This window comes from Rhodoferax sp. (genome assembly GCF_028689305.1).
In the GTDB taxonomy this organism is placed as follows: Bacteria; Pseudomonadota; Gammaproteobacteria; order Burkholderiales; family Burkholderiaceae_C; genus Rhodoferax.
Genome location: NZ_JAQTWM010000061.1, coordinates 1 through 22,751 on the forward strand (window position 1 = coordinate 1; position 22,751 = coordinate 22,751).

Annotated in this window: 24 protein-coding genes and 1 tRNA gene; 16 read left to right on the plus strand and 9 right to left on the minus strand. The window is 63.5% G+C overall.

Annotation, left to right across the window (positions count from 1 at the left end; all coding sequences use genetic code 11):
• From PHW99_RS12585 to PHW99_RS12615, 7 genes are all read left to right on the plus strand, one after another.
• A partial coding sequence (locus tag PHW99_RS12585) for an efflux transporter outer membrane subunit (protein ID WP_300177907.1) occupies positions 1 to 1,037 on the plus strand: 1,037 nt, incomplete at its 5' end.
• 19 nt (positions 1,038 to 1,056) lie between these two features.
• Positions 1,057 to 2,127, plus strand: coding sequence for an efflux RND transporter periplasmic adaptor subunit (locus PHW99_RS12590; protein WP_300177910.1), 1,071 nt, complete (start codon positions 1,057 to 1,059; stop codon positions 2,125 to 2,127).
• A gap of 3 nt (positions 2,128 to 2,130) precedes the next feature.
• The gene (gene rbbA, locus PHW99_RS12595; RefSeq protein ID WP_300177913.1) at positions 2,131 to 4,884 is read left to right on the plus strand and encodes a ribosome-associated ATPase/putative transporter RbbA; all 2,754 of its coding nucleotides are present in this window, start codon (positions 2,131 to 2,133) and stop codon (positions 4,882 to 4,884) included.
• A 6-nt stretch (positions 4,885 to 4,890) separates the two neighbouring features.
• Positions 4,891 to 6,015, plus strand: a complete 1,125-nt coding sequence (locus tag PHW99_RS12600) for an ABC transporter permease (protein ID WP_300177916.1) — start codon at positions 4,891 to 4,893, stop codon at positions 6,013 to 6,015.
• 59 nt (positions 6,016 to 6,074) lie between these two features.
• Positions 6,075 to 7,673 (plus strand): thymidine phosphorylase family protein, encoded by a 1,599-nt coding sequence (locus tag PHW99_RS12605; RefSeq protein WP_300177919.1) that lies wholly within the window; start codon positions 6,075 to 6,077, stop codon positions 7,671 to 7,673.
• Positions 7,673 to 8,566 carry a ribose-phosphate diphosphokinase gene (locus PHW99_RS12610; protein ID WP_300177922.1) on the plus strand — a complete coding sequence of 298 codons (894 nt, stop codon included), beginning with the start codon at positions 7,673 to 7,675 and terminating at the stop codon, positions 8,564 to 8,566. The genes PHW99_RS12605 and PHW99_RS12610 overlap by 1 nt, the downstream gene beginning before the upstream one ends.
• Positions 8,567 to 8,834: 268 nt before the next feature.
• Positions 8,835 to 10,217: a diguanylate cyclase gene (locus PHW99_RS12615; RefSeq protein WP_300177925.1), complete on the plus strand. Its 1,383-nt coding sequence runs from the start codon at positions 8,835 to 8,837 to the stop codon at positions 10,215 to 10,217.
• A gap of 8 nt (positions 10,218 to 10,225) precedes the next feature.
• On the opposite strand, the gene PHW99_RS12620 is transcribed toward PHW99_RS12615, so the two are convergent.
• Genes PHW99_RS12620 through PHW99_RS12645 form a run of 6 tightly spaced genes read right to left on the minus strand, consistent with a single transcriptional unit; the run spans position 10,226 to position 15,592 of the window.
• On the minus strand, positions 10,226 to 10,633 hold the full coding sequence (locus PHW99_RS12620) for a hypothetical protein (protein WP_300177928.1): 408 nt from the start codon (positions 10,631 to 10,633) through the stop codon (positions 10,226 to 10,228).
• Positions 10,634 to 10,682: 49 nt separating this feature from the next.
• Entirely contained in the window at positions 10,683 to 11,720 is a 1,038-nt protein-coding gene (locus PHW99_RS12625) for a DctP family TRAP transporter solute-binding subunit (RefSeq protein ID WP_300177931.1), read from the minus strand.
• 38 nt (positions 11,721 to 11,758) lie between these two features.
• The gene (locus tag PHW99_RS12630; RefSeq protein WP_300177934.1) at positions 11,759 to 13,057 is read right to left on the minus strand and encodes a TRAP transporter large permease; all 1,299 of its coding nucleotides are present in this window, start codon (positions 13,055 to 13,057) and stop codon (positions 11,759 to 11,761) included.
• Positions 13,054 to 13,581 carry a TRAP transporter small permease gene (locus PHW99_RS12635; protein WP_300177937.1) on the minus strand — a complete coding sequence of 176 codons (528 nt, stop codon included), beginning with the start codon at positions 13,579 to 13,581 and terminating at the stop codon, positions 13,054 to 13,056. The genes PHW99_RS12630 and PHW99_RS12635 overlap by 4 nt, the downstream gene beginning before the upstream one ends.
• Before the next feature lie 59 nt (positions 13,582 to 13,640).
• Positions 13,641 to 14,630 (minus strand): transketolase C-terminal domain-containing protein, encoded by a 990-nt coding sequence (locus PHW99_RS12640; RefSeq protein WP_300177942.1) that lies wholly within the window; start codon positions 14,628 to 14,630, stop codon positions 13,641 to 13,643.
• A complete protein-coding gene (locus PHW99_RS12645; protein ID WP_300177975.1) occupies positions 14,621 to 15,592 on the minus strand; it encodes a thiamine pyrophosphate-dependent dehydrogenase E1 component subunit alpha in 972 nt (323 codons plus the stop codon). Before PHW99_RS12645 ends, PHW99_RS12640 begins: the two co-directional genes overlap by 10 nt.
• 277 nt (positions 15,593 to 15,869) lie before the next feature.
• Here PHW99_RS12645 and PHW99_RS12650 point away from each other — a divergent pair, with 277 nt between their 5' ends.
• From PHW99_RS12650 to PHW99_RS12665, 4 genes are read left to right on the plus strand one after another with little or no spacing between them, the layout of a single operon-like run.
• Positions 15,870 to 16,181 (plus strand): DUF2282 domain-containing protein, encoded by a 312-nt coding sequence (locus tag PHW99_RS12650; RefSeq protein ID WP_300177945.1) that lies wholly within the window; start codon positions 15,870 to 15,872, stop codon positions 16,179 to 16,181.
• Positions 16,182 to 16,208: 27 nt separating this feature from the next.
• On the plus strand, positions 16,209 to 17,129 hold the full coding sequence (locus tag PHW99_RS12655) for a DUF692 domain-containing protein (RefSeq protein ID WP_300177948.1): 921 nt from the start codon (positions 16,209 to 16,211) through the stop codon (positions 17,127 to 17,129).
• Positions 17,126 to 17,911, plus strand: a complete 786-nt coding sequence (locus PHW99_RS12660) for a DNA-binding domain-containing protein (protein WP_300177951.1) — start codon at positions 17,126 to 17,128, stop codon at positions 17,909 to 17,911. The genes PHW99_RS12655 and PHW99_RS12660 overlap by 4 nt, the downstream gene beginning before the upstream one ends.
• Complete coding sequence (locus tag PHW99_RS12665) at positions 17,895 to 18,428, plus strand: DoxX family protein (protein WP_300177954.1); 534 nt, start codon at positions 17,895 to 17,897, stop codon at positions 18,426 to 18,428. Before PHW99_RS12660 ends, PHW99_RS12665 begins: the two co-directional genes overlap by 17 nt.
• 4 nt (positions 18,429 to 18,432) lie before the next feature.
• Here PHW99_RS12665 and PHW99_RS12670 read toward each other — a convergent pair whose 3' ends face one another.
• Positions 18,433 to 18,624 (minus strand): zf-HC2 domain-containing protein, encoded by a 192-nt coding sequence (locus tag PHW99_RS12670; protein WP_300177957.1) that lies wholly within the window; start codon positions 18,622 to 18,624, stop codon positions 18,433 to 18,435.
• Entirely contained in the window at positions 18,621 to 19,232 is a 612-nt protein-coding gene (locus PHW99_RS12675) for an RNA polymerase factor sigma-70 (protein WP_300177960.1), read from the minus strand. Before PHW99_RS12675 ends, PHW99_RS12670 begins: the two co-directional genes overlap by 4 nt.
• Before the next feature lie 88 nt (positions 19,233 to 19,320).
• Between PHW99_RS12675 and PHW99_RS12680 the strand changes: the two genes are divergently transcribed.
• Genes PHW99_RS12680 through PHW99_RS12695 form a run of 4 tightly spaced genes read left to right on the plus strand, consistent with a single transcriptional unit; the run spans position 19,321 to position 22,171 of the window.
• Complete coding sequence (locus tag PHW99_RS12680; RefSeq protein WP_300177962.1) at positions 19,321 to 19,596, plus strand: DnaJ domain-containing protein; 276 nt, start codon at positions 19,321 to 19,323, stop codon at positions 19,594 to 19,596.
• 25 nt (positions 19,597 to 19,621) lie between these two features.
• Positions 19,622 to 20,197: a hypothetical protein gene (locus PHW99_RS12685; RefSeq protein ID WP_300177965.1), complete on the plus strand. Its 576-nt coding sequence runs from the start codon at positions 19,622 to 19,624 to the stop codon at positions 20,195 to 20,197.
• A 1-nt stretch (position 20,198) separates the two neighbouring features.
• Positions 20,199 to 20,942: a hypothetical protein gene (locus PHW99_RS12690; RefSeq protein ID WP_300177968.1), complete on the plus strand. Its 744-nt coding sequence runs from the start codon at positions 20,199 to 20,201 to the stop codon at positions 20,940 to 20,942.
• A gap of 11 nt (positions 20,943 to 20,953) precedes the next feature.
• The gene (locus PHW99_RS12695; RefSeq protein ID WP_300177971.1) at positions 20,954 to 22,171 is read left to right on the plus strand and encodes a hypothetical protein; all 1,218 of its coding nucleotides are present in this window, start codon (positions 20,954 to 20,956) and stop codon (positions 22,169 to 22,171) included.
• Here the strand turns inward: PHW99_RS12695 and PHW99_RS12700 are convergent.
• Positions 22,168 to 22,554, minus strand: a complete 387-nt coding sequence (locus PHW99_RS12700; RefSeq protein ID WP_300177973.1) for a PilZ domain-containing protein — start codon at positions 22,552 to 22,554, stop codon at positions 22,168 to 22,170. The genes PHW99_RS12695 and PHW99_RS12700 overlap by 4 nt on opposite strands.
• A gap of 105 nt (positions 22,555 to 22,659) precedes the next feature.
• Between PHW99_RS12700 and PHW99_RS12705 the strand changes: the two genes are divergently transcribed.
• Positions 22,660 to 22,747, plus strand: a tRNA-Ser gene (locus PHW99_RS12705).
• Positions 22,748 to 22,751: the final 4 nt, after the last annotated feature.

The window sequence follows — 22,751 nt, forward strand, 5'->3', positions numbered from 1 at the left end:
TCGGCTTTTCGAGTTGGGAGATTGATTTCTGGGGCCGGGTCAGCCACCTCAATGAAGCCGCGTTGCAAACCTATCTGGCCACGCAAGCGGCACAACAGGCGGTGACGGTGGGCCTGATCGCCCAGGTGGCCAACAGCTACCTGGCCTTGCGCGAGCTGGATGAACGCCTGACGCTGGCGCAGCGCACGCTGACCAGCCGGGCCGAGTCGCTGCGGATCTTCCAACGGCGGGTGGCATTGGGCGCCACCTCGCGCCTGGAGCTGACCCAGGTCGAGCTGCTCTGGCAACAGGCCAATACCCTGGTGGCCCAGCTGGAGCAGGCCCGCGCCACCCAGCGCCATGCCCTGCACCTGCTGGCCGGTACAGCGGTGGATTGGCCCATGGCCACCCAAGGACTGGACCACCTGACCCTGAGCCGCGACCTGGCGCCAGGACTGCCGTCCGAGCTGCTGGTGCGGCGCCCCGATATCGTGGCCGCCGAACACGACTTGCTGGCGGCCCGGGCCAGCGTCGAGGCGGCCCGCGCTGCTTTTTTCCCGCGCATCGCCCTGACCACCTCGGCCGGCACCGCCAGTGCCGCACTGGACGGCCTGTTCCAGGGCGGCAGCCAGGCCTGGACCTTCGCCCCGCTGCTGTCACTGCCGATACTCGACGGGGGCCGGCGCCAGGCCGCGCTGGACCTGGCCGCTGTCCGGCGTGAACAAGCCATCGTCCGCTACGAACACGCCATCCAGGCCGCCTTCCGGGATGTGTCCGACGCCTTGTCAGCCCGGCATTGGCTGGCGCAGCAGGTCAACACCCTGCGCGCAACACTCACGCTGCAAAACGAGCGCAGCCGTCTGGCCAAGCTGCGGTATGACAACGGCGCCATCCGTTACCTGGAAGTGCTGGACGCCGAGCGTGACCGGCTGGCAGCGGAACAATCGCTGGTACAGACACGCCGCGCCGAATTGGCGGCCCAGGTGGCTCTGTATGCCGCACTGGGAGGTGGCATGCAACCGGATCAAGCTGGCCAGGCCAAGCACCCCACCCCGTAATACACCACAGGACCGCCCCATGAAACTGACCTTGAAAACCGTGCTTTCCCTGGCCGTGGTGCCGGTGCTGGCCGGCGTGGCCTACCTGGGCTGGCAACAATGGCACAAGCAGGAACTGGGAGCCGGCTTTGTCAGCGGCAACGGACGCATCGAAGCCACTGAAATTGACGTCGCCACCAAAATCGCCGGCCGGGTGGCCGACATTCTGGTGGCCGAGGGGGAGTTCGTCAAAGCCGGGCAGGTGCTGGCACACATGCAGGTGCAAAGCCTGCAGGCCCAGCGCGACGAAGCCATCGCCAGGCTGCAACAGGCCCAGCAAAGTGTGGTCGGCGCGCAGGCCCAGGTGGCGCTGCGCGACAGTGACCATCAGGCGGTGCTGGCCTTGGTCAAGCAGCGCGAAAGTGAACTCGACGCCGCCCAACGTCGGCTGGCGCGCTCCGAAACACTGGCCAAGGAAGGCGCCTCTTCCGGGCAGGAGCTCGACGATGACCGCGCCCGGGTCAACAGCCTGCACGCCGCCTTGGCTGCCGCCCTGGCCCAGGTGAAGGCCGCCCAGGCCGCCGTGGTGGCAGCCCAGGCCCAGGTCAGCAGTGCCGGCTCAAGTGTCAAGGCGGCCCAGGCCACGCAGGCCCGCATCGAGGTGGAATTGGCTGACAGCGCCCTCACCTCACCGCGTGATGGCCGGGTGCAGTACCGCGTTGCCCAGCCCGGTGAGGTCATTGGCGGTGGTGGCAAGGTGCTCAATCTGGTTGACCTGTCCGATGTCTACATGACCTTCTTCCTGCCTGAACAGGCCGCTGGCAAGGTGGCGCTGGGCAGCGAGGTGCGCATCGTGCTCGATGCCGCGCCCCAGTTTGTGATTCCAGCCAAGGTGTCATTCGTGGCCAGCAGCGCGCAGTTCACCCCCAAGACCGTAGAGACCGCCAGTGAGCGGCAAAAGCTGATGTTTCGTGTCAAGGCGCAGATCGCCCCCGAGTTGCTGCGCAAACACCAGGCCGTGGTCAAGACCGGCCTGCCCGGCGTAGCCTGGCTCAAACTCGACCCCCAGGCTGTCTGGCCCGCCCGCCTGACGGTGAAGGTGCCGGAGTAAGGCATGGCGGCACCTCCCCCCGTGGTTCGGCTGACCAATGTCGGTCTGCGCTACGGCAAGGTGGCGGCCCTGACGGGCATCCACCTTGACATTCCGGCCCGCTGCATGGTCGGCCTGATCGGCCCGGATGGTGTCGGCAAGTCCAGCCTGCTGGCGCTGATCTCGGGGGCCCGCGCCCTGCAGCAGGGTCAGGTGCAGGTGCTGGGCGGTGACATGGCCAGCCAACGCCACCGCAACGCGGTCTGCCCACGCATCGCCTACATGCCGCAGGGGCTGGGCAAGAACCTGTACCCGACCCTGTCGGTCGAGGAGAACCTGCAGTTTTTTGCGCGCCTGTTCGGCCACGACGCCACCGAGCGCCGCCGCCGCATTGACCTGCTCACCCGCAGCACCGGCTTGTACCCGTTCCTGTCCCGCCCGGTCGGCCAGCTCTCGGGCGGCATGAAACAAAAGCTGGGCCTGTGCTGTGCGCTGATTCATGACCCGGACCTGCTGATTCTGGACGAACCCACCACCGGGGTGGATCCGCTGGCACGCGCCCAGTTCTGGGAGCTGATTGCCGGCATCCGCCGCCTGCGCCCGCAGATGAGTGTGGTGGTTGCCACCGCCTACATGGACGAAGCCCAGCGCTTTGACTGGCTGGTCGCCATGGACGACGGCCAGGTGCTGGCCACCGGGGCACCGGCTGATCTGCTGGCCCAAACTGGCGGTGCCAATCTGGAGGCCGCTTTCATTGCGCTGCTGCCGCCGGAAAAGAAGCGCGGCCACCTGCCGGTCGAGCGGCAGGCGCTGGCACTCGACACCCCGGCCGAGATGGCCATCGAGGCCCGGGGGCTGACCATGCGTTTCGGCGACTTTGTCGCCGTCGATCAGGTGGACCTGCGCATCCGCCGCGGCGAAATCTTCGGTTTTCTCGGCTCCAACGGCTGCGGCAAATCGACCACCATGAAGATGCTGACCGGCCTGTTGCCCGCCAGCGCCGGGGAGGCCTTGCTGTTTGGCAAGGCGGTGGATTCCAAGGACATGATCACGCGCCGGCGGGTGGGTTACATGTCGCAGGCCTTTTCGCTCTACAGTGAGCTCACGGTGCGGCAGAACCTGGTACTGCATGCCCGGCTGTTCCATGTGCCCGAGGCCGAGGTCCCGGCCCGGGTTCAGGACATGGTGGCGCGTTTTGACTTGCAGGACAACGTGGACCAGCTGCCGGAAAAACTGCCACTGGGCATCCGTCAACGCCTGTCGCTGGCCGTGGCCGTGGTGCACCAGCCCGAGTTGCTGATCCTGGACGAGCCCACCTCCGGCGTGGACCCGATCGCGCGTGACAATTTCTGGCGCCTGATGATGGCGCTGTCCCGGCGCGACAAAGTCACGATCTTCATTTCCACCCACTTCATGAACGAGGCCGAACGCTGCGACCGTATTTCACTGATGCACGCCGGGCGTGTGCTCGACAGTGATACCCCCGCCGCCCTGGTGGCCAAGCGGGGGGCCAGCACACTGGAAGAAGCCTTTATCCAGGCCCTGGTCGAAGCCGATGGCGGGGCCTTGCCCGCCAGCCAGCCGCCCACTGCCGCGGCGACCGGGAATGCGGTGCCCGCCACCCCACGGCGGCCAGACCTGGCACAGCGCTTTCAGCGCAGCCTGAGCCGGGTCTACAGCTACATGTGGCGCGAGACGCTGGAGCTGCAGCGCGACCCGGTGCGTGGCGCGCTGGCCCTGCTTGGCTCCATGCTGCTGATGTTTGTGATCGGTTATGGCATCAGCATGGATGTGGAAAACCTGCGCTACGCGGTGCTGGACCGCGACCAGACCGGCCTGAGCCAGAACTATGCGCTCCATCTGGCGGGGTCGCGCTACTTCACGGAGCGCCCACCGATCCATGACGATGCCGAGCTGGACCGGCGCATGCGCACCGGCGAGCTGTCCCTGGCGATCGAAATCCCTTCGGGTTTCGCACGTGACGTGGCCCGCGGCCAGGCGGTACAGATCGGCGCCTGGGTCGATGGCGCGATGCCGCAACGCGCCGAGACCGTGATGGGTTATGTGCAGGGCATGCACCTGCACTGGCTCACGCAGCAGATCCGCGCCCGTACCGGTCTGCAGTTGGCCAGCACGGCCAATGTCGAAACCCGTTTTCGCTACAACCCCGATGTCAAAAGCCTGCCGGCCATGGTGCCTGCGGTGATCCCGATGCTGCTGCTGATGTTGCCAGCCATGCTCACGGCGCTGGCGGTGGTGCGCGAGAAAGAGCTGGGCTCCATCATCAACCTGTACGTCACCCCCACCACCCGCACCGAATTCCTGCTGGGCAAACAGATGCCCTATGTGGCACTGGCGATGCTCAACTTCGGCTTCATGAGCCTGCTGGCGGTCACAGTGTTTGGTGTGCCCATCACCGGCAGCTTTGGCGCCCTGACGCTGGCGGCCCTGCTGTTCAGCCTGAGTTCCACCGCCATGGGGTTGCTGGCGTCCACCGTCACGCGCAGCCAGATTGCGGCCATGTTCTTCGCCATGGTGGGCACCATTCTTCCGGCGGTGCAGTTTGCCGGCCTGATCAACCCGGTGTCATCGCTGGAAGGTGTTGGCCGGGTGATCGGGCAAATCTATCCGGCCACCTACATGTTCAGCATCAGCCGCGGGGTGTTCAGCAAGGCGCTGGATTTCGGCGACCTGCGTGGCGCCTTCTGGCCCCTGCTGATCGCGGTGCCGGTCTTGCTGGGCGCTTCGATTGCGCTACTGAAAAAGCAGGAGCGCTGAAGAGCCATGCGCCACCTCGCCAACATCTACCGCCTGGGCATCAAGGAGTTGTGGAGCCTGTGGCGCGACCCGATGATGCTGATCCTCATCATCTACACCTTCACAGTGGCCATTTATGTGGCCGCCACGGCCATGCCGGAGACACTGCACAAGACCCCGATCGCCATCGTGGATGAAGATGACTCGGCTTTGTCGAGTCGAATCATCACGGCGTTGTACCCGCCGCAGTTCACCGCACCGGTGCGCATCAGCCATGCCGAGGTTGACCCCGTGCTGGACTCTGGACGCTTCACCTTCGTGCTGGTGATTCCGCCCAATTTCCAGCGCAACGTGCTGGCTGGACGCGCCCCGGCGGTTCAGCTCAACGTGGACGCCACGCGCATGAGCCAGTCCTTTGCCGGCAGCGGCGCCATCGGGCAGATCGTTATCGGCGAAGTCAATGAATTCGTTCAGCGCCATCGCGGGGCGACAACCCTGCCTGTGGAACTGGCCCTGCGGGCGCGCTTCAACCCGGCGCTGCAATCGTCCTGGTTTGGCTCGCTGATGGAGGTGGTCAACAACATCACCATGCTGTCCATCATCCTGACCGGCGCGGCACTGATCCGCGAGCGTGAGCACGGCACGGTTGAACACCTGCTGGTCATGCCCGTGACGCCGACCGAGATCATGCTGGCCAAGGTCTGGGCCATGGCGCTGGTGGTGCTGCTGGCCACCGGGGTCGCCCTCACGGTGGTGATCCAGGGGATGCTGCGGGTGCCGATCGAAGGCTCGATCGGCTTGTTTCTGATCGGGGCCACCCTGCATCTGTTTGCCACCACGTCCATGGGCATCTTCATGGCCACCTTGGCCCGCAGCATGCCGCAGTTCGGCCTGCTGATGATGCTGACCATGATGCCGCTGCAGCTGCTCTCGGGCGGCATGACGCCGCGTGAAAGCATGCCACTCTGGGTGCAATACGTCATGTCACTCGCCCCCACCACCCACTTCACCGAACTGAGCCAGGCCATTCTGTACCGGGGCGCCGGGCTGGCCGTGGTCTGGACCTCGTTTGTGGCCCTGCTGCTGATTGGCTCGGTCCTGTTTGCCTTGTCGCTGGCCCGGTTTCGCAGGACCATCAGCCAGATGGCCTGACCGGCGGGCGACCAGGCAGGTGTGCCATGGCGGCGCCATTCTGGTGTAGGCTATCGGCCATGACCCAACATCCTGATGCCGTTCTGGCGCCCAGTGTCGCGCCCAACCACCATGAACCTGCTTCCAGACTCGCCTTGCACCGGGTCCTGATCGACACCTACCACGAGAACGTGGCCTACCTGCACCGGGACTGCGCGGTCTACCGGGCCGAAGGCTTCAAGGCCCTGTCCAAGGTGGAAATCCGGGTCAATGGCCGCAGCATTCTGGCCAGCCTGAACGTGGTGGACGATGAAACCATTGTGGCCTGCGGGCAGCTTGGCCTGTCCAAGGCGGCTTTTGTTCAGCTTGGCGCCAAGGAGCAACAGACCGCCACGGTGTCTCAGGCCGAGCCACCCGAGTCGATTGGCGCCTTGCACCGCAAACTCGGCGGTGAACGGCTGGCGCTGGACGACTTTCGCGCCATCGTGAATGACGTCACCGAACACCACTACTCCAAGATCGAACTGACGGCGTTTGTCGTCGCCACCAACCGGGACGAACTCGACCGCGAGGAGGTCTATTTCCTGACCCAGGCGATGATCGAAGCCGGACGCAAGCTCGACTGGCACGAACACCCGGTGGTCGACAAACATTGCATCGGCGGTATTCCCGGCAACCGCACCTCGATGCTGATCGTGCCGATTGTGGCGGCTCACGGCATGTTGTGTCCCAAGACCTCCTCACGCGCCATCACCTCACCGGCCGGCACCGCCGACACCATGGAAGTGCTGGCCTCGGTTGAATTGCCGTTCAGGCAGCTGCAGGAAATTGTCCACACCCATCGCGGCTGCCTCGCCTGGGGTGGTACCGCCAACCTGTCTCCGGCCGACGACGTGCTGATCTCGGTGGAGCGCCCCCTCTCGCTCGATTCCCCCGGCCAGATGGTGGCGTCGATCCTGTCCAAAAAAATTGCCGCCGGTTCCACCCATCTGGTGCTCGACATCCCAATAGGCCCCTCCGCCAAGGTGCGCTCGATGCCGGAGGCGCAGCGGCTGCGCCGCCTGTTCGAATATGTGGCCAAGCGCCTGGATCTGTCGCTGGATGTGGTCATCACCGATGGGCGCCAGCCGATCGGTTTTGGCATCGGCCCCAACCTGGAAGCGCGTGACGTCATGCGGGTACTGGAAAACGACCCGCGGGCGCCGATGGACCTGCGGCAAAAGGCGCTGCGCCTAGCCGGGCGCTTGATCGAATCCAGCCCCGACGTACGCGGTGGCGACGGTTTTGCCATCGCCCGGGACATCCTGGATTCGGGCCGCGCTCTGACCCGCATGAATGCCATCATCCAGGCCCAGGGTTCGCACCACTTTGATCACAACCAGCCCCAGCTCGGAACCCTGACGTTTGAGGTACGTGCCGAATCCGATGGCGTGGTCACCGGCATCGACAACATGGTGATTGCCCGGCTGGCGCGGCTCGCCGGCGCTCCCAAGGTACATGGTGCCGGTGTCGACCTGCTGCGCAAGCTGGGTGACCCCGTCGCCGCTGGTGACGTGTTGTACCGGGTCCATGCCGAGTTTCAAACCGACCTGGGCTTCGCCCAGCAACTCAGCAGCAAAGCCAGCGGCTACACCATCGGCGTCGTTGCCGACCTGCCCCATGTGTTTGTGGAGTTTTGATGCCCATCCGCCCCTGTCTGCTGCACTTCGACGACGAACACGATGCGGCCATGCGCCTGGCCGATGCGGCCGCCCTGTCGGCTGCCGTCATCCACCGGCACCGTTTCCCGGACGGTGAACTCAAGCTGCGCCTGCCAGCCACCTTGCCCGAACGGGTGGTGCTGTTGCGCAGCCTGGCCCAGCCCAACGAAAAGCTGGTCGAATTGTTGCTGGCGGCGCGCACCGCCCGCACCTTGGGCGCCCGCCACCTGACGCTGGTGGCGCCGTACCTGGCCTACATGCGCCAGGACGTCGCCTTCCTGCCGGGGGAGGCGGTCAGCCAGCAGATCGTTGGCCATTTCCTGGCGACGCTGTTTGACGCCGTGATCACCGTCGACCCGCATCTGCACCGCATTTCCGCGCTGGAGCAGGCCATCCCGGTCGCCCAGGCGGTGGTGATCAGTGGTGCGCCGCTGCTGGGCGACTGGATCGCCCAACGCCGGCCCGGCGCCTTCCTGATCGGGCCGGACAGCGAATCCGCCCAGTGGGTGGACCAGGCGGCGGTCCGCCACGGCTTTGACCGCGCGGTCTGTCACAAAGTGCGCCACGGTGACAAGGCGGTGGATATTGTTCTGCCCGCGATCAATGTGCGTGGCCGCTGCGTGGTGCTGATGGACGATGTGGCCAGCAGCGGGCGCACCCTGGCGCGGGCGGCGCAGCTGTTGCTGGCCGCCGGCGCCGCCTCGGTCGACGTGGCCGTCACCCACGCGCTGTTTGCCGAAGATGCGCTGCCGGTCATCCGCGCTGCGGGTGTCGGCGAGGTCTGGAGCACCGACTGCATTGCCCACCCGAGCAACGCCGTCGGTATGGCGCCAGCTCTGGCCCAGGCCTGGCGTCAGCTGTCAGACGGGTGACAGTCGAATATAGCTATATTTTTTATAGCTATTCAGGCTTATTTCTTCCGGGCTAGAGGCCGAAAAGTCTTTAAAAAAGTATCAACCAGGCAGCGGCCTGGCGGGGTGTCCGGCCATCGGCGGAAAACCTGTGGGCAGGCGCACCACACGCCGTCAAGCCAAAAAGGAGAAATAGTTCCTCCAAATTGATTTTGTTTCAAGCTTGAATCGCCCGGGAAGCGGAAAATCGACAGGTTTGCCCCGTCACTGCGCTCGCAACACCCGAACCATGCCGAAAATCTCCCCCGAACGCCTCACCCAGGAATGGGAATATTTGCTGACCAGCCAGACCGAGACCGTCCGGCAACGCGTGCAAACCCTTGCCTCTCTGCACCAGGAAGCCCTGGCGACCTACTTTTACGACCACATGCTCGCCGACCCAACGGCCTCGCAGTTTCTTTCCCACCATCAGGTGCAGGATCGGCTGCACCGTTCGATGCAGCGCTGGGTGGAAAGCCTGTTCTCAGCGCAAACCGTGGATGCCCTGGCGCCACTGATTGCACAACAAGTCCAAATCGGCGAAGTCCATGCCCGCATTGGCATCCCGGTGCATCTGGTGCTGCGTGGTGCCCGCCGCCTGAAGGAGCGGTTCAGCGAGGTCATCCACGCAGACGACACGCTGGGAACGGCCAACAGCTACATGGCCAGCCGCTTTGTGGCCAATGTGATTGACACCTCCATGGAGATCATGAGCCAGGCCTATTCGGGCTCGCATGACCGCCAGTCCCGCTCCGAAGAGGCGTACCGCCTGTTCTCCATTTCGCAACATGTGGGCGCTGAGCGGGAACGCCAGAAAGCCGCCTTGCTGGCCTGGGAAAACCAGATGATGTTTGAGCAGGCGGTCGGGACCGACGCCGCCCAATTGCCGCGCATCAGCACCTCCGAATTCGGCCTGTGGTTCCGTCACAAAGGCCTGCATGCCTTCCATGGTTCACCCGAGGCGGGGCTGATCATGGATGCCATTGATCACATCGATGAGGTGTTGCTGCCCGTGTTTGCCCTCGTTCGTCCCGACTCACAAGCGGATCGGATCAGACAGATGCGCGAATTGCACGAGGCCACCAAAGGCATTGCCTATCATCTGGACAACCTGTTTGAGCAAAACAATGAATTGGAAGCCGGGCGCGACGCGCTCACCCGCCTGCTCAATCGCAAATACCTGCCGGTGGTGATGAGCAAGGAGGTTCACTTTGCCCGCAAGCGCAAAAGCAGTTTTGCCCTGCTGGCCCTGGACATCGACCACTTCAAGCTGGTCAATGACACACATGGTCATGAGGGCGGCGACGCGGTGTTGCAGCAGCTGGGGCTGATCCTGAACAACACCTGCCGTGGAGGGGACTATATTTTCCGCATGGGCGGCGAGGAATTTCTCATGCTGTTGGTGGACGTCGGCAGCGCCAGCGCGATGATGGTGGCGCAAAAATTGCGCCACCAGGTTGAGCATGAGATCTTCCGGCTGCCCCTGGACAAATCACTGAAGCTGACCATCAGCATCGGTCTGACCATGTACAACGGCCATCCCGATTACCAGCACACCTTGCGCCTGGCCGACGACGCCCTGTACCAGGCCAAACGTGAGGGCCGAAATCGCGTGGTGTACCTGGACAGTTGAAGTCGATCTCAGCCCGGACCACTGCAGGCCGCCCTGGCGTCTTGGTGTTGGCTCCGGTCTTGCAGCTGCTGGACAACCCGCTGGCACGATTGCCCCACCGCCACCCCCAGCGCCTGGGCCAGCGGGTTCACATGGCTGACGACACCGTCAGCCAATGTGCTGGCCGCCTCACCAATGCGGGCACTGTGGTGCGCCACCGTGCACGCGGCCAGACCCTGCGCCTGCAGGAACGGCAAGGCCGCCAGTCCGGCCTGATCCTTGCCAACACCCGCGTCGTTGAACACACTCAGCACTGGCCGGGCTGCCGCCGCGTACCGGGCTGAGCTGATGCCGCCGTGTGAACCACTCACGGCCACACAACCGGCGTCCTGCGGGCCGAGTTGGGTGATCGAATCAACGATGCGCAAGGCGCTCATGTCAAAAAAGGCCTCCCGAGAGAAGCCTTGGTGCTGGTGTCGTGTGGAATTACTTCTTACGCGCGGCGACAGCACGCTCCGCGGCGGCCACCAGGTCCGCGCCAACCGTGACCTTCCACTTGTCATACACCGGGCGCGTCGCCTTGACAAAGGCGTCACGCTCGGCAGCGCTCAGCGAGGTGACGGTCACACCCATGTCGGCAATGGTTTTGAGCACCGGCTTGTCGGCCTCCACCAGCCCTTTGCGGGCCTGGGCCAGCTCCTGTTGGCCCGCATCCACGGCGGCCTGGCGCACGATGGCCTGGTCAGCTGGCGTCCAGGAGTTCCAGATGTCCTTGTTGACCACGAAGATCAGCGGATCAGCCACATAACCCCAGGTGGTGACAAATTTCTGGCCGACCGTGTGCATCTTCAGCACGGTGAACAGGAACAAGGGGTTCTCCTGCCCGTCCACCGCGCCGCTGGACAATGCCGGCTGGGCATCGGCCCAGCTCATCTGCGTGGGGTTGGCGCCCAGGGCACTGAACATGTCCGAGAAGATGGGTGAGCCCACCACACGGATCTTCATGCCCTTGAGGTCGGCCGGCGACTTGATCGGGCGTTTGGAGTTGGTCACTTCGCGATAGCCGTTTTCACCCCAGGCCAGCGGCACCACACCGGACTTGTCCAGCGTCTGGAAGATTTTCTTGCCCACGTCGCCCTGGGTCAGCGCGTCAATGGCGGCGTAGTCGGGCATCAGGAACGGCAGTGAAAACAGGTTGAGCTGCTTGACCTGGGGAGACCAGTTGATGGTTGAGCCCACGGCCATGTCAATGACACCCTGGCGCAGTGCTGAAAATTCGCGCGTCTGGTCACCTTGGATCAGCGAAACGCCGGGGTAGAGCTTGATGTTGATGCGGCCCTGCGTGCGCTCCTTGACCAGGTCAGCCCAGATCTTGCCGCCATTGCCCCAGGGTGTGCCCGGGCCCAGCACCAGTGACATGCGGTATTCAGCCTTGTAGGCCGCCTGTGCGGTGGCCGCGGTCGCAAAAGAGCCCAGGGCCGCTGCAGCAGCGACCAGGCCGAGAAGGGTTCTACGCAATTTCATGGTTCAAGTCTCCTGTTAAAAAAATATCTTCCGCGGGGTCAATAACCCAGATAACGCGGCAACCACAGTGCCAGTTCCGGCCAGGCAATCACCGCCACCATCACCAGGAACATCGACAACAGCATCCAGCCCACCCAACGCACGGTCTCTTCCATGCGCACGCCGGCAATGCGGCACGACACCATCAGGTTCACCGCCAGCGGCGGGGTGAACTGGCCCAGCGCCACCTTCAGCGTGAGGATCACGCCGAACCAGACCGGATCCCACTGGTAGTGCTGCACGATGGGCCACAACAGCGGCACAAAGATCAGGAAGATCGACACGCCGTCAAGAAACATGCCCACGGTGATCAACATCAGGATCAGCAGTGACAGCACGCCATATTCGCCCAGGCCCGAATTGACGATGGCCTTGGTGACCGGGTCGATGACGCCCAGCGTGGACAGCGAAAAGGCAAAAATGCCCGCCAGCGACACCACCAGCAGGATGATGGCCGACAACTCGCCCGACTCACGCAGAATGACAAACAGGTCACGCACCTGGATGGTTCGATGGATCACCATGCCCACAAACAGCCCGTAGAACACCGCCACCACGGCGGCCTCGGTCGGCGTGAACCAGCCCGCGCGCATGCCACCGAGGATCAGCACCGGCGCGGCCAGCCCCCAGGACGCCTCGCGCAGGCTGCGCCAGAACGGCGGCCGCGGCAGGCTCGATTCAAGCGCCCCCATCTTGTGTTTGCGCGCCAGCAACACGGTCGGGATGATCAGCGCCAGACCGGCCAGCACGCCAGGAATCATGCCTGCCGCAAACAGCGCCGGCACCGAAGCGCCCGGCACCAGCACCGAGTAGACGATGAACGCCACCGAGGGCGGAATCAGGATGTCGGTGGCCGCCGCGGCGCCCACCACGCTGGCCGAAAACGCCGCCGGATAACCGGCGCGCGACATGGCGGCAATCATCACCGCGCCCACGGCGGCCGCGTTGGCCGGGCCCGAGCCCGAGATGCCCCCCAGGAACATGGCCACCACAATCGCCACCAGCGGCAACATGCCGGGGCCACGGCCAACCAGCGCCACCGCAAAGTTGACCAGCCGCAGCGCCACGCCGGAGCGGTCAAAGATCGAGCCAACCAGCACGAACATCGGAATCGCCAGCAGCGGGTACTTGCCCAGACCGGCATAAAAATTCTGCGGCACGGCCAGCAGGCCAAACCACTGGGCGTCGGCGTTGGCCAGCGCGATACAACCAGCGCCCGCCAGACCCAGCGCCGCACCGATGGGCACGCCCATCAGCATCATCACGAGAAAGGCGACGAACAGAAGCGTCGGAATCATGCGCGCCGCCCCCGGCGGATGAACAGGCCCAGGGCCCGTCCGGCAATGGCCACCGACATCACCGGCAGCCAGATCGTGTACCACCACTGCGGCACCCCGATGCCCGGCGAGGTCTCGCCAAAGCGGAAGTCATCCCAGACCACCCGCGTGCTGAGCACGGCGATCAGGGCAAACAGCAGGAACACCATCAGCGCACCAAAACGTGCCAGCGCGCGCTGGCGGGCAGGCGAACCGCTGTCGGCAAAGAATTCAATGCGGATCTGGCGGTTACGCGCCACCGAGGCCGAGCCCGCCACCAGCGCCAGCACAATCATCAAAAACACCGAGAACTCCTCGGTCCAGGCAAACGACTGGCTGGTGAAATAACGCACCAGCACATTGGCAAAGGTGATCAGCGCCAGCAGGCCCATGACGATGACCGTGAGCCAGTCCTCGATCTTGAGCGGGATGACCGTGACTTCATCCTGCGCCGCCGGGTCTGGCACCTCAATCGGCAAGTGGGTGGGTTCGTGGGGTAAATGCATAAAGAACAATCACAGTTTAGGACCAAAGCCGAGCCTCGGCCATGGGGAAATACCTGAGTTCAATGGGATGACAGCATGCTGCGCACGGACGCCGCGACGTTGTCAGCGCTGATGCGCGACTGCGCCTCCAGCACCGGGGCGTATCCCACCGGAATACGTGGCGCCCCCAGGCGCTTGACCTTGCAGCCGGTGGCCTCGGCGGCAGTGGCGGCGATTTCGGCCCCAAAGCCAGCGGCCTGGATGGCTTCGTGAACCACCAGCAAATGCCCTGTTTTGGCCACTGAGGCCAGCACGCATTCACGGTCCCAGGGCCAGATGGAACGCAGATCGATCAATTCCACCTCGATGCCTTCGGCAACCAGCACCTCACACGCCTGCGCACACACCAAGGCCTGGCGGCTCCAGCTCACCAGCGTCAGCGCCGAACCGCTACGCCGGATCGCCGCCCGCCCCAGCGGCACCTGGACGCCAGCATCCACCACACCCTGGCTGCCCCACAGGGTCTTGTGCTCGATGTAGATCACCGGGTCACCACAGGCCAGTGCGGCACGCAACAGCGAATAATTGTCCTGCGGCGTCGAGGGGCACACCACCACCACGCCGGGCAGTGCCGCAAACCAGGCCTCAAACGACTGCGAGTGCTGGGCCGCTGAGGCGTCCCAGATGCCGCCAGGAAGACGGGCCACCAGGGGCACCCGGCCCTGACCACCAAACATGAAGCGGTTTTTGGCCGCCTGGTTGACGATCTCGTCCATGCCACACAAGGCAAAGTCTGCCACCCGCATCTCCACCACCGGGCGCAGACCGGCCAGCGCCATACCGACCCCGGCGCCCATGATGGCAGCCTCGCTGATCGGGGTGTCAATCACGCGTTGGGCGCCAAACTGCTGTTGCAGACCAGCGTACTGGCCAAAAATGCCCCCGCGGCCCACGTCTTCACCCAGCACCACCACACGTGGGTCGGCCAACATGTCGCACTGCAGCGCCCGCACCGCCGCCTGGGCATAACTCAAAGTTTCAGTCTGGTGAGGTGTTGCGCTCAAAACCATGTGCCGGCTCCGGTGTCCTGGATGTCTGTGTAAGCGGCACTGGCCAGCGGCCATGGTGCCCCATCGGCGGCGATCAAGGCTGCCTCCACCTCGGCATTTGCTTCATTTTCTATAGCATCCAATGCATTGTTTGTCTGGGCCAGAGCCATAAAACGTTCACGAAGTCGGGCAATCGGGTCAGTTTGCAGCGCCGCTGCGAGTTCTTGCGGGTCGCGGTAAGCTGCCGGGTCCACCGAAACATGGCCCTTGACGCGGTAGGTCAGCGCATGCAACAGACGCGGCCCCTGGCCGGCTCGCACCTGCTGAACCAGCGACTGCGCCGCCTGATACACCTCGATGACGTCATTGCCATCCACCTGTGTGGCGGCAATGTCCATGCTCAGCGCCCGGGCCGACGCCCCTGGACCGGCGGTCATGGGCGCACTCGCGGTGGTGGCACTCCAGCGGTTGTCTTCACAGACAAACAACACCGGCAAGGCATGCACCTTGGCCCAGTTCAGCGCTTCCAGAAACGGCCCCCGATTGATGGCACCGTCACCAAAAAAACAGACGGTGATGGCGTTCGTCCCCTGCAGTTTTTGCGCGTGCGCCGCACCCACGGCAATTGGCAAACCCGCTGCCACCACCCCGTTGGCGCCCAGCATACCGACCGAAAAATCAGCGATGTGCATCGAGCCGCCCTTGCCGCCGTTGAAACCGGTGGCTTTGCCAAACAGCTCGGCCATCATGCGCCCCATGTCGGCCCCTTTGGCCAGGGTGTGCCCATGGCCGCGGTGGGTGGAGGTGAGGTAATCGTCGGGCCGCAGATGCGCACACACCCCGGCGGGCACGGCTTCCTGCCCCGTTGACAGGTGCAAGGGGCCGCGCACCCGGGCCGTCCCGGCGGCGCTTTGACCATAGGCGCTGACACCGCCCTGGCTGGCAATTTCGGCCGCGTTCTCGAACGCACGAATGCGCACCATCGTGCGATACAGATCCGTCAGCGTCGCCTTGGACTCGGTTTCAGAGGGATTCAATCGTCGGTCCTTCTAGCCCGGTTTCCGGGGCCAACCAAAAAAGGTAAATCGTAACACCGGCCCAACACCTCACCGCGTCCCCCAGCCGGCACCTCCTGGCAAAAAAAGTCGCCCGCGGTGTAAGAAAGTTCAGAACGGCCACGACTACCCCTTCAGCATGGCCCGGCCCTCCGACGCCATGCCAAACGAACCTGCAACCATCCATTGAGAGGAAGTCATTGAAATGAAGAACCCCACTACCCCCCGCCATGTCTCTGCCGCCGCCCTGACGCTGGCCCTGGGCGCGGCCCTGACGCTGGCAGCGAACCCGGTGGCCGCGCAATCGGCCGACAAGGAAAAGTGTTTTGGCGTGGCCCTCAAAGGCAAGAACGACTGCGCCGCCGGCGCGGGCACCACTTGCGCCGGGACCTCCAAGGTGGATTACCAAGGCAACGCCTGGTCACTGGTTCCGAAGGGCACCTGCGAAAAAACCATGTCCAAAACCTCTTCCACCGGTTTCGGCCAACTCAAGGCCTTCAAGGAAGTCAAGGCCTGATCCGGCCGTCACGCCCCCTGTTGCACCATGTCTTCCTGCCTGCCTTCTGACCCATCGGGCCCGCCCACACCGGCCTTGCCCGTGCGGGCGGGTGTTGGACTGAAAAGCCAGCACTTCCAGACCATTCTGGCCACCCGGCCCGACATCGGTTTTTTCGAGGTCCACGCCGAGAATTTCATGGTCCCGGGCGGGCCATTTCACCACTACCTCACCCGCATCCGCGAGCGTCATGCGCTCTCGGTGCACGGTGTGGCCTTGTCGATCGGGGCCGATGCCCCTTTGGATCGGGATCATCTGGATGCCCTGAAAACCTTGCTGGCACGTTATCAACCACATTCGTTCTCGGAGCACCTGGCTTGGTCAACCCATGGCGACACCTATTTGAACGATTTGCTGCCGCTGCCCTACAACGCCAGCACCCTGCAGCGGGTGTGCGACCACATTGACCAGGTCCAGACTCACCTGCAGCGCCGCATGTTGCTGGAAAACCCGGCCACCTATGTGGAATTTGCCCATTCATCCATGGACGAAGCCGGGTTTCTGGGCGAGGTGGTCCGCCGCACCGGCTGCGGCTTGCTGCTGGACGTCAACAACGCCTATGTCTGCAGCATCAACCATCACCGCGACGCCCAGGCCTATATCCGCGCGCTGCCGCTCCAGCAGGTTGGCGAAATCCATCTGGCGGGTTTTGCCCGGCAGCACGACAGCCTGGGGGACGCGTTGCTGGTGGATGACCACGGCTCCCCCGTGGCGCAAGCGGTGTGGGACCTGTATGCCCTGACGCTGCACCTGACAGGGCCAGTGCCCACCTTGATCGAAAGAGACAACAACCTCCCCGAATGGCCAGTCTTGCTGGCTGAAGCCAGGCTGGCAGACCAGTTGCTGCGCCAGGCGTCCCGATCCTCCTGCCGGGCACCGGCGGCCGTCCCCCGGGAGGCCGTGGCATGAACACACAGACCCAGTTTGCGCGGGCGCTGCTTGACCCGGAACTGGCATGCCCGGCCCAGTTGGTCACCTGGAATGGCTCCGACCCGGCCACCCGCTTTGCGGTTTATCGCAACAATGTGACGGTCTCGCTGATTGACGCCCTGGCCGACACTTTTCCGGTCGTGCAGGCCCTGGTGGGCGAGGAATTTTTTCGGGCCATGGCGCGCGTGTTTGCACAAACACGGCCGCCGCTCTCCAGGGTCCTGGCCTTTTATGGAACGTCTTTTGCCGATTTTGTAGCCACTTTTGCGCCAGCCGCTGACCTGGCCTATCTGCCGGATGTGGCGCGCCTGGAAATGGCCCGGGTCCTGGCCTACCACGCCGCCGACGTGCAGGCCACCGCCCCGGACACCCTGCAGCAGGCGCTGGCCGACCCGCGACGCCTTTTGTCAGTGCGTCTGGTGTTACACCCCAGCGTGCAGGTGGTTGACTCCGCTTTCGCCATTTATTCACTCTGGGCCGCCCACCAGGGCGAGTTGTGTATTTCCGGGGTGGACCCGCAAGTGGCCCAAACCGTGCTGATCTACCGGGAGGGACTGGAAACCCTGACCCGGCCAGTGACCATGGCCACCGGCACCTTCGTCCAGGCTTTGCAACATGCCCGCCCCCTGATGGAAGCCGTCCAGGTCGCCGTCAGCGCCGATAGCCACTTCGACCTGACCAGCGCACTGGCACTGCTGATCCGTTGCAACCTCATCACCTACGTCACCTCTGGAGACCCCGACCATGTCCACCCACACTGAACCCATCCACCAGCCCGGCACCCAATCACCGCTCACCCGCCTGATACCCCGCTTTGTAGCGATCTGCAGGCGGTTTCCGCCATCGGCTCTGGCCCTGCTGGCACGTTTTTCCATTGCTGCCGTGTTCTGGAAATCGGGACAAACCAAAATACAGGGGCTGGCCATCGACATCGTCAACGGCCACTTCATACTGGGTTGGCCACAGCTGTCGGATTCGGTGGTGCCACTGTTCAAGGACGAATACCGGCTGCCCCTGGTGGCCCCTGAAATCGCCGCCAGCATGGCCGCCGTTGCCGAGCATTTTTTCCCGCTGCTGATCCTGTTGGGGTTCGCCACCCGTCTGTCGGCGCTGGCCCTGCTGGGCATGACCATGACCATCCAGCTGCTGGTCTACCCCGATGCCTACCCCACCCACGGCACCTGGGCGGCCGTCCTGCTGTATCTGGTGACCTACGGGCCGGGCAAGCTGTCGCTGGACCACTGGATCACACAACGCCACCAGGGTGTCCGGGCCTGAGTGCCTATTTCGGGGTCTTTTCGTCCTGGCCCTGGGCATACGCCTGCATCACCTGGCTCAAAAAAGGCACTTGCCGGTTGAAGTTCCTGCAGCCGGAACATATCAGGAGATGCACGCGCAGCGTCATTTTCTCGGGCAGGGACAGGGCCCGGTCTTGCCCCTCTGAAATCAGGCGTGTGGCTTTTTGGCAGTTCATGGTGCCCGCTCTCCCTTGAGAAACCAGTTGTTTTCCAGACACTCCCGCAGGCGCAAGCGCGAACGGTGCAGCATCACATTGAGGTTGCTGGTGGTGATACCCACCGCGCTGCAGATCTCATTTGTTTCGAGTTCGACAAATTCTTTCATCATGAACACCCGTGCCTGATTCCCCGGCAAGCCCTCCAGGCAGACGTGAAAGATCTTCCAGAACTGTTCCTGGTGCAATGACGCGTGTGGATTGCCCCAGCTCGCCGGTCTTTCATCCGGCAACCAATGTCCCGCACGGTCAAACAGCTCCGAGAAGTCCTCGTTTTCTTCATCTTCGCGCAGCAGGCTGCTGGCGTCCACCGTGCGCTGTTTCTGTCGCAGCGTGTCGGCAATCTTGTTTTTCAGGATGGCAAACACCCAGGTCTTCAGGGCAGCACGCCCGGCAAATGATTTGGCATTTTTCAGCGCCCCCACCAAGGCCTCTTGCACAGCATCTTCAGCCAGATGACTATTGGACAACTGCAGGGTCGCAAACTTGAGCATCTGACGGCGCAAATCGCTTAAAAATGCGGTATCAGACAAGATGGAGGCGGTCATGGGTCGGTTCGTTGCATGCATTGACGTTCCCCCGAACTGTAACTTGCAACACCGTGCGCGATAAAATCAAAGTTGCGCCGCCAACTCCCTGCTCACGCTTACTGCCATCATGAAAGACCATTATTCTGCCTTGGGCCTGCGCAGCTCGGCTTCACTGGCCGACATCAAAAAAGCGTTTCGCCAGCAGGCGTCTTTGCATCACCCCGACCGCAATGCGTCTGCCGATGCACCGGCGCGATTTCGGGCGGTACAGGAGGCCTACGACGTCCTGTCTGACCCAACCCTGCGCAAAGCCTATGATGACAACCGCCAGCGCAATCTGCTGGACAGCCCGATCGACACCGCCCGCACCATCTGGCTGGACTATTTCGGCCGCCTGATCTGAGCGTGGCCCCATTGAAAGTACTGCCATGAGCATGTCTGCCTATTTTCGCGCCCTGCGCTCGTCCTACCAAGCCGAGATTGACGACCTCACCTCCGATTCGGAGGGCCGTGACGTCCTGCGCCAGCGCTTGCTGGAAAAACGCAGCCAGATGGCCTTTCTGAGCCAGATGATGGAAACCAGCCCCGAAATGGTGGCGGTGGCTTTTCATGGTGGCTTTCATTTTGAATTGCCGGCTGTCATGGAGCAGATGCTGACGCTGGAGTCCGACGAATTGCCTGACTGGGACAGCCTGGCAGACGCCATCCAGCTCACCCCGTGGGCCAAGGATCTGGCCGCCCCCCTGCTCAAGGAGCCGCAGGGGTCCTGGTTCATGACCGTGGCGGCCACGCTAGAGTATTTGTACCAACGGCCCTCGCCGCACCATCACGATCATGCCCAGCCGGACGAACAAGCTGAGCACGAAAACCACCCACACCCCCGCCATCCTGATCACGGCCATGATTTTGATGCGGATGACGACCACCACCGTCGTGGTGACCTGGACCATGATGAAGCCGGTGCCGACTGGCTCGAAGGCCAGGGTTTTGATCGCAAGGAATGACATGCACCATCTGGCCCTGATTGAAAAAACCCAATCCCTGATCGCCGCTGGCGACATTGCCGGCGCGGAGTCGGCGCTGGTTGAACTGGCCGACAGCCAGGGTGATGGCGCCTTGATGGAGGTGCTGGAACAACTGCCGCCCAAGGACGTGCTGGCCGTGATCCGCGAGTACGACAACTCCAAGTCTTCCATCATCAACCTCATGCTCACACCGGAGCAATTTGCCCGCGCCGTGGTCATTGAAAAACAGTACCGTGACCTGACCCGCACCCATTTGCGCGGCATGATGAATTCGGTGATCTTCCGTGACGGCGCCGAGCCGCTCGAATTCCTGAACGCCATTGGAGACCTGGAAGGCGGCAGCGAAGCGCTGGCCGACTATTTTGAAGAGAAATGGAGCCGCATCGAAGCTTTTGCCCGCAGCGGCACCTTTGACACCGTGGAGGACGACGGTGACCTGGTGTCCGAGGACGACCTGCGTGCCAACGCCTGGGCCCGGCCCCGTATCGAACAGGACGAAGTGGCCGACCAGGACTGGATGCAGATGGCCTGGCTGCTGCGTCACGAATGCCCTGACCTGTTCATCGAAATGTTGCTGGTGCTGCGCGCCAAGGCACGCGCCTTTGAACTCGGTCTGGACGACCAGGAACTGCCCGAAGACGATGGCAAGGTGGAAACCCGCGACACGGACCTGGGCCAGACCACGCCAGCGGCCCGTGAGTCCGACGAAGAGTCCGCCATCTGACCCCGCACCGCATGTCCCCCTCCCGCGCAGCCCACACCGTCTCGCTGTTTGACCACAGCACCTTCTTTGAAAAGACCTTGCGTTACGGCGTGCAACACGGCCTGATCAACCAAGCCAAGCTCGACGCCATCACGCAGGAGGCGCCCAAAGGCATGGTGCAAATCGCGCGCTACTTTGGCAGCGAATTCCTGCGCCCGGAACTGGAAAAGGCGCGTGACCGCATCGTCAATCTGGTCAGTCTGCATCTGCAGGAAGCCAGCGGCGGCGACTTGCGCGCAGCGGCCGAACTGCTGCGCGACCACTCGTTCCTGTCGCGCTCCAAGGCCGGCTCCGACATGCTCAAGGCCCTGATCGTCATGCCCCAGAACACCCACTTTGGCATGAACGAGCGTGGCGGCTTTACCGATCGCCACATCCCGCAACTGGCTCGCTGGTCCCTGGCCAGCCATGAACAATACCGCGCCGAGCTGGCGCAACGCCAGCGCGTGGCCCAGGTGGTGGAGGCAGCCGTCTGGCTGGCAGACCAGTTGGGCCTGTCTGCCGACGAGCTGCAGGACTTCGAACCCGATGCCGAAGCCGTCATCCGCACCGCCCTGCTGGTCACCGCCACCCGGCGCCAGGAAATGCCGGACTGGGTGGCTTTTGAAAAAATGCTGCTGACACTGCGCCGCAAGGACCAGGCGGCAGTTGCGGCAGCCCTGACCCTGCCAAAAAACCTGCCCGACGACTACCGTGCCGTGGTGGCGTCGGTGCGCGACAGTGTGCTGTCAGACCTGCCCAAACTGCTGGACGCCCGCCTGCCCCTGCGCAAGCTGCTGGACCAGACGCCGGCCTTCATGGGCCGTTATTTCTGGATGGAAGACGCCCTCAGCGAAGTTGGCCAGCATGATCGCGCCCGTTCTGCCGCCTGGGACAAGATCACCCAGGGCCACAGCGACGATGGCACCCTGCTGACCCTGTTGTTGTGTGTGGCGGCCGGCGCCGCCCCCAAAACCCTGCTGACGGACAAATCCGCTGCCACGCTGATTCGCAAAATACGCAAAACCGGGATGAAGCCCGAGCTGGCCGAGGCCTTCATCCGCACCCATGCCCCGGAACAACACCAGGACGACTACCTCGACCTGTGGCAGAACTTCGTGGCGGAAGCACAAACCACACTGCGCAGCGACCACGACCACAAGCTGGCTGACGCCCTGGCGCTGTTGCGGCGCGAATGCAACGTGGCCTAAACCGTCGGGTGGGTGGCAAACAACTGCGATAACTCGCGGTGCATCAAGTCGGCGTCCCCGGTGTTGAGCTCAAGCAGGCGGCGTAACAAGGTCAGACTGGTCAAATCCATCTGCTCGCACCGTATGCCAATGCGGCGACCTTCCAGGTGCGCAATGCGGCCCACCATGGTGATGACCTCGCCATCGTGGTTCAACGGTAACCGCAGTTGGCAATGGTCCTCCAGCCGCAGACTCACGGGCTGCGTCGTCTGCACCATGGCGCCCTTCAGCGCAATATCCAGCAGACCAACCTCCAGCGTCTGCCCAGGCAAATGCAAGGTCACGGCAGCGCTGAAGGGCACTCGGGAGAACAGGCGATGGCTTTCGACAGGGGCAGCGTTCATGGCAACGTCCTTGGGCTACAAGCAGCCTATTGTGCGGCAATGCATTGCCTTAATGGAAGAGCTTGGCAGAAAAGAGTCTGCCAGACGGTTAGAATCCACGGCGCAGGAAGCGTGGCAGAGTGGTCGATTGCACCGGTCTTGAAAACCGGCAACGGGCAACCGTTCGTGAGTTCGAATCTCACCGCTTCCGCCAAATC

What these genes read in the sequence shown, in the direction of transcription:
- PHW99_RS12615 (WP_300177925.1), top strand. Translation starts at nt 8,835, where the DNA reads ATGCCGAAAATCTCCCCCGAACGCCTCACCCAGGAATGGGAATATTTG.
- PHW99_RS12650 (WP_300177945.1), top strand. Translation starts at nt 15,870, where the DNA reads ATGAAGAACCCCACTACCCCCCGCCATGTCTCTGCCGCCGCCCTGACG.
- PHW99_RS12590 (WP_300177910.1), top strand. Translation starts at nt 1,057, where the DNA reads ATGAAACTGACCTTGAAAACCGTGCTTTCCCTGGCCGTGGTGCCGGTG.
- PHW99_RS12680 (WP_300177962.1), top strand. Translation starts at nt 19,321, where the DNA reads ATGAAAGACCATTATTCTGCCTTGGGCCTGCGCAGCTCGGCTTCACTG.
- PHW99_RS12645 (WP_300177975.1), bottom strand. Translation starts at nt 15,592, where the DNA reads ATGGTGCGCATTCGTGCGTTCGAGAACGCGGCCGAAATTGCCAGCCAG.
- PHW99_RS12675 (WP_300177960.1), bottom strand. Translation starts at nt 19,232, where the DNA reads ATGCATGCAACGAACCGACCCATGACCGCCTCCATCTTGTCTGATACC.
- rbbA (WP_300177913.1), top strand. Translation starts at nt 2,131, where the DNA reads ATGGCGGCACCTCCCCCCGTGGTTCGGCTGACCAATGTCGGTCTGCGC.
- PHW99_RS12625 (WP_300177931.1), bottom strand. Translation starts at nt 11,720, where the DNA reads ATGAAATTGCGTAGAACCCTTCTCGGCCTGGTCGCTGCTGCAGCGGCC.
- PHW99_RS12695 (WP_300177971.1), top strand. Translation starts at nt 20,954, where the DNA reads ATGTCCCCCTCCCGCGCAGCCCACACCGTCTCGCTGTTTGACCACAGC.
- PHW99_RS12600 (WP_300177916.1), top strand. Translation starts at nt 4,891, where the DNA reads ATGCGCCACCTCGCCAACATCTACCGCCTGGGCATCAAGGAGTTGTGG.
- PHW99_RS12685 (WP_300177965.1), top strand. Translation starts at nt 19,622, where the DNA reads ATGAGCATGTCTGCCTATTTTCGCGCCCTGCGCTCGTCCTACCAAGCC.
- PHW99_RS12700 (WP_300177973.1), bottom strand. Translation starts at nt 22,554, where the DNA reads ATGAACGCTGCCCCTGTCGAAAGCCATCGCCTGTTCTCCCGAGTGCCC.
- PHW99_RS12690 (WP_300177968.1), top strand. Translation starts at nt 20,199, where the DNA reads ATGCACCATCTGGCCCTGATTGAAAAAACCCAATCCCTGATCGCCGCT.
- PHW99_RS12630 (WP_300177934.1), bottom strand. Translation starts at nt 13,057, where the DNA reads ATGATTCCGACGCTTCTGTTCGTCGCCTTTCTCGTGATGATGCTGATG.
- PHW99_RS12610 (WP_300177922.1), top strand. Translation starts at nt 7,673, where the DNA reads ATGCCCATCCGCCCCTGTCTGCTGCACTTCGACGACGAACACGATGCG.
- PHW99_RS12640 (WP_300177942.1), bottom strand. Translation starts at nt 14,630, where the DNA reads ATGGTTTTGAGCGCAACACCTCACCAGACTGAAACTTTGAGTTATGCC.
- PHW99_RS12635 (WP_300177937.1), bottom strand. Translation starts at nt 13,581, where the DNA reads ATGCATTTACCCCACGAACCCACCCACTTGCCGATTGAGGTGCCAGAC.
- PHW99_RS12665 (WP_300177954.1), top strand. Translation starts at nt 17,895, where the DNA reads ATGTCCACCCACACTGAACCCATCCACCAGCCCGGCACCCAATCACCG.
- PHW99_RS12620 (WP_300177928.1), bottom strand. Translation starts at nt 10,633, where the DNA reads ATGAGCGCCTTGCGCATCGTTGATTCGATCACCCAACTCGGCCCGCAG.
- PHW99_RS12605 (WP_300177919.1), top strand. Translation starts at nt 6,075, where the DNA reads ATGACCCAACATCCTGATGCCGTTCTGGCGCCCAGTGTCGCGCCCAAC.
- PHW99_RS12660 (WP_300177951.1), top strand. Translation starts at nt 17,126, where the DNA reads ATGAACACACAGACCCAGTTTGCGCGGGCGCTGCTTGACCCGGAACTG.
- PHW99_RS12670 (WP_300177957.1), bottom strand. Translation starts at nt 18,624, where the DNA reads ATGAACTGCCAAAAAGCCACACGCCTGATTTCAGAGGGGCAAGACCGG.
- PHW99_RS12655 (WP_300177948.1), top strand. Translation starts at nt 16,209, where the DNA reads ATGTCTTCCTGCCTGCCTTCTGACCCATCGGGCCCGCCCACACCGGCC.